This is a genomic window from Psychrobacter immobilis (assembly GCF_904846065.1).
In the GTDB taxonomy this organism is placed as follows: domain Bacteria; phylum Pseudomonadota; class Gammaproteobacteria; order Pseudomonadales; family Moraxellaceae; genus Psychrobacter; species Psychrobacter immobilis_H.
In genome coordinates this window covers 1-4664 of record NZ_CAJGZV010000008.1, presented here as the reverse complement: position 1 = coordinate 4664, position 4664 = coordinate 1, and the positions used below count along the sequence as shown (strand labels likewise).

4 protein-coding genes are annotated in these 4664 nt (G+C 44.1%); 3 read left to right on the top strand and 1 reads right to left on the bottom strand.

Annotated elements, in window-relative coordinates:
• Positions 1-956, bottom strand: a 956-nt coding sequence (locus JMW64_RS13685) for an IS110 family RNA-guided transposase (protein WP_201555341.1), incomplete at its 3' end; no start/stop codon positions are given.
• 254 nt (positions 957-1210) lie between these two features.
• Here JMW64_RS13685 and JMW64_RS13680 point away from each other — a divergent pair.
• The 3 genes from JMW64_RS13680 to JMW64_RS13670 all read left to right on the top strand — a co-directional run bounded on the left by JMW64_RS13680 (position 1211) and on the right by JMW64_RS13670 (position 4530).
• Positions 1211-2400, top strand: a protein-coding gene (locus tag JMW64_RS13680) for an IS3 family transposase (RefSeq protein WP_101210725.1) whose coding sequence is annotated in 2 segments (ribosomal slippage) — positions 1211-1469 and positions 1469-2400 — 1191 coding nt in all. Because the reading frame shifts where the segments join, the coding sequence is not laid out codon by codon here.
• A gap of 17 nt (positions 2401-2417) precedes the next feature.
• On the top strand, positions 2418-2792 hold the full coding sequence (locus tag JMW64_RS13675; protein WP_201555340.1) for an acyl-CoA dehydrogenase family protein: 375 nt from the start codon (positions 2418-2420) through the stop codon (positions 2790-2792).
• A gap of 97 nt (positions 2793-2889) precedes the next feature.
• Complete coding sequence (locus JMW64_RS13670) at positions 2890-4530, top strand: long-chain-fatty-acid--CoA ligase (protein ID WP_201555342.1); 1641 nt, start codon at positions 2890-2892, stop codon at positions 4528-4530.
• Positions 4531-4664 lie beyond the last annotated feature (134 nt).

Genomic DNA, 4664 nt, shown 5'->3' with positions numbered 1-4664 from the left:
TGCTGATGTTTAACCACGCCGAAACAAATATGCACAAGCTTACGCATCGCCGCACAGACAGCCTGCATTTTGCACTTACCGTTAGCAAGCAGTCGCTCATACTGCGCCTTAATGTCGGGATTATGCTTAATGGCGACTAGCGCCGGCATATACAATTTAGCTCTTACGGCACTTGAGCCATTCTTTGCTAAGCGAGACTTGCCCTTAAATAGCCCTGATTCACTATGCTTGGGAACTAGACCTAAAAAGGCTGCCATTTGCGACGCTTGACTAAACTGCTTATTATGCATCAGCGACATCATCTGCTTTGAGACAACAGGGCCGACGCCTTTAATAGTTTGTAGCAGATATTGGTCTTGCTTTAAATTGGGATGACCATCGATATGGTCATCAATATCACCATTGAGCTTAACAATGGCGGCTTGCAAAGAGACTATCATCTGCTCAATAGACGCTTTAACGATAGGAGCGGTGTCTGTGGCCTCCGTTTTTTCCAATCGATTCAGCTCACGTTGTAAGTCTTCTTGTAGCGCGTCTAAGCGCGACAGTAAAGACTTGAGGTGACGCGCCTCTGCTGGCGGCGGTGTCCACAATTTAGGCTTAGCACTATAGGTGTAGCGGGCTAATAACATACTATCTTTCTTATCCGTCTTGTTGCGACTTCCTAAACTAGCAGCATAGCTTTTGACGTAAGCAGGATTGATGATGCTAACGTTAAGCTTTTTATCAAATAGGTAGTAGGCGATGTTCTCGTGATAGACGCCTGTAGCTTCAAGGGTTATGTGGATGTTGTTTAAGTCATCAGTAATGTTAGCAATTAGCCAGTTGATAAGAGCAGCATAGTCACTGTGATCATTTTTAAAGACTTTAGTTTTGAATTTTAGTTTGTCAGTGTCTTTGAGCCATGCAATATCTAGCTTATTTTTACTAACGTCTATGCCTATATAATGTGTCATCTTATTGTCTTCCCTTGTTTATGCAGTGTCACTCATGGCATCTGATAAGATGTCGAGGCACTTGGATACCATTCAGAATATTAAGATGATAGGATGAGCATTGGGCATAATCTCTTACACAGTGTCTAGGCACTAAGGTTATACTCATACTCTCAATGCTCATGAATAACTGCTTTATTTTATCAACTTTCATCGATAGTATTAAGCGATTATTCAAGATACAAGGTTATAATAACCCAAAGAAGGAAACTAGTATGACCAACAATCGCAATCAATATACCCGAGAATTCAAGCTTGAAGCCATCAGCTTAGTGACTGAGCATAAGCGTAAAATACCTGATGTAGCAAGCTCACTTGGCATTGGCAAATCCACCCTGCAGAAATGGCTGAGTCAGTATCGACAAGAAACGAATGGCCAAGCACCTAAAGTCGGCAACGCTTTAACGGATGAACAGCGCGAGCTACAAGAATTGCGTAAGCAGGTTAAGCGACTCACTATGGAGCGCGACATATTAAAAAAGGCTTCTGCTCTGCTGGCCTTGGACAGCCTGAACGGCTATCGCTGATAAGCAAGCTTGCAGAGCAAGACAAAAGCGTCAGTAAACGCCGACTATGTGACTTATTTGGCATCATTAAAAGCAGCTACTACTATGGCACACAGACTAAGCCTATCGATATTGAACGTGTCAAACTCAAAGCCTTGATACGTCAAATATTCAATGACTCCAAACAATCAGCTGGGGCTCGCACCATTGTCGCCATCCTGTGGAATGAGCACAGTATTAGGCTAACGCGTTACTTAGCTGCCAAGATTATGAAGCAAATGAAACTGGTCAGTTGCCAGCTCAAGACCCACAAATACAAGCACGCTGATCAGGAACATAAAACCCATGACAACCTTTTAAAACGCAGATTTAGCCCAACGGCGCCCAACCAAGTCTGGACGGGCGATGTCACTTATATTCGCATTAAAGGCGGCTGGTGTTACCTAGCCGTTGTTTTAGACCTGTACGCCCGTCGTGTGGTGGGCTTTAGTGTCTCAGACTCACCCGATAGTATTCTGACAGGTAACGCTCTGAAAATGGCGTATCAGACGAGACTCAAACCAAGTGGTGTGTTATTTCACTCAGATCAGGGCACGCATTACACCAGTAAGAAATTTGCTGAATCAATCGATGATTGCGACGGTATGACACAGAGTATGAGCCGTCGTGGAAATTGTTGGGATAACGCCCCAACTGAGCGCTTCTTTAGAAGCTTCAAAACAGAGTGGATGCCAAAGGGCGGTTATGAGAATATCGCTGAGGCTAAAAGTGCCATTAGTGATTATATCTGGGGCTACTATCAAACCGTGAGACCGCACACTTTCAACAATTATTTAACACCAGCTGAAACAGAAAGACGTTACTTTAATCAAAACCTCTTATCAGGTGTCCTAAATTAGTTGACCACTACAGTGCCATGAAATTGGCGCTGGATCTCACCATTGATTACACCAAAGAGCGCACCGCTTTTGGTAAGCCAGTATGGAGTTTTCAAAACACTCGCTTTAAATTAGCGGAGTGTAACAGTCATTATATCGCTTCAAGTGCGCTATGCGATGCTGCTATTGAATCGCTACTCAAAAAAGAGCTTACCGTGCAACACGCAGCTTTAATCAAATATTGGGTGACCGAAAAGCAGTGTATCGTCATGGATGAATGCGTACAGTTATTCGGTGGTTACGGTTATATGATGGAATATCCCATCGCACGACTCTATGCCGATGCCCGAGTACAAAAAATCTATGGCGGTACCAATGAGATTATGAAAGAGCTGGCCTCACGTTTTATGTAAAAGCGGTTTTTTGATATCAGTACTTTATACCCCTTTTATACCTCTATTTTATATTTATTATTCAGAACGAACTTTCAAGGAAGAAAGTATGAAAAGTATGCTCGGACAGATGATGCAACGGCCATTGTTGATTAGCCATTTGATTGAACACGCTGCCAATTACCATGGTGATACACCGATTTATTCGCGTGAGACTGATGGTAGTACGACTCATACTAATTGGAAAATGATACATAATAACAGTAAGCGCCTTGCAAACGCTTTAGCTAAGCTGGGTATAGAGCAGGGTGATCGCTTAGCGACCATTGCTTGGAATAACCGTCGTCATCTTGAGATATGGTATGGGGTGTCCGGCTCCGGCATGGTATGTCATACCATCAATCCACGCTTATTTCCGCAGCAAATTATCTATGTTGTTAATGATGCTGAAGATCAAGTGTTATTTTTCGAAAAGACCTTTTTACCGCTAGTGTTAGGAGTTAAAGATCATCTGCACACGGTTAAGCACTTCGTTTGTATGACTGCGGTAGATGAAGAGGTCAGAGCGCAACTCCCTAATGTCATCTTCTATGATGAGCTGATAGATGACGAGTCAGATGACTATGAATGGCCTGAGCTTGATGAAAATGCACCAACTTCACTATGCTATACCTCGGGTACCACCGGCAACCCTAAGGGCGTGTTATATACCAATCGTAGTACGGTGCTACATAGCTTCGCGGCCAGCTTACCTGATTCAATGAATCTATCGTCACAAGATATCGTGTTGCCTGTAGTACCGATGTTTCATGCCAATGCATGGGGTTTGCCTTATGCGGCTGCGATGATTGGGACATCAGTGGTGCTACCAGGGCCAAATCTAGATGGGCACAGTTTGGCCAATATGATCGATGAGTATAAGGTCAATGTGGCAGTTGGCGTACCGACTATTTGGCAAACCTTACTAGCGGCGGCCAAAGAGACGGGGACTAGGCTGCCTAGCCTTAAACGTAACGTCGTTGGTGGTTCAGCTTGTCCATCGTCCATGATTAAAGCTTTCCGAGATGAGTTCGATTGCGAAACCTTGCATGCGTGGGGTATGACGGAGACCAGTCCGCTGGGGACAGCCAATCAGCTCAAAGCCAAACTTATCGAGTTATCAGCAGACGATAAGCTAAAGACGCGTCTGTCGCAGGGTCGTCCGCCATTTGGAGTGGAGATTCGTCTTGTTGATAAGGATCAGTACAATAAGCTACTGCCTAATGATGGTAAAACCTCAGGCAATCTACAAATTCGAGGATATTGGATTGTCGATAGTTATCTCAATAGTGCAGAGTCGGCACTTGAGGCTGACGGTTGGTTTGATACGGGTGACATTGCAACCATCAATGAGGACGGTTATCTAAGCATTCGCGACCGTGCGAAAGACTTAATAAAATCAGGTGGTGAGTGGATATCCTCAGTAGAGCTAGAGGATATTGCTATGTCGCATCCGGCGGTGGCTATGGCAGCGGTCATCGGCGCTAAGCATCCAAAATGGGATGAGCGTCCAATAATTATTGCTCAATTAGCAGTTGGCGAGGAGTTAACAGAGGAGGCCTTAATCGCTCATTATGAGGGAAAGCTTGCAAAATGGCAGCTTCCGGACGCCGTAGTCTTTGTAGACACTGTTCCGCTGAATGGCACTGGAAAAATGCTCAAAAAGGATATGCGTGAACAGTATGAAAATCATCTCATTGAGCGCGGTTTGATCGATTAATTAAAGTGAAGCGCTAGTTTCCCTAGTATCAATATATATTTATAAACTCTAAATGGACTTGTTATGAAAACCAGAATCACCGAAATGCTCAATATTAAATACCCTATTATCCAAGGCGGCATGATGTGGGTGGG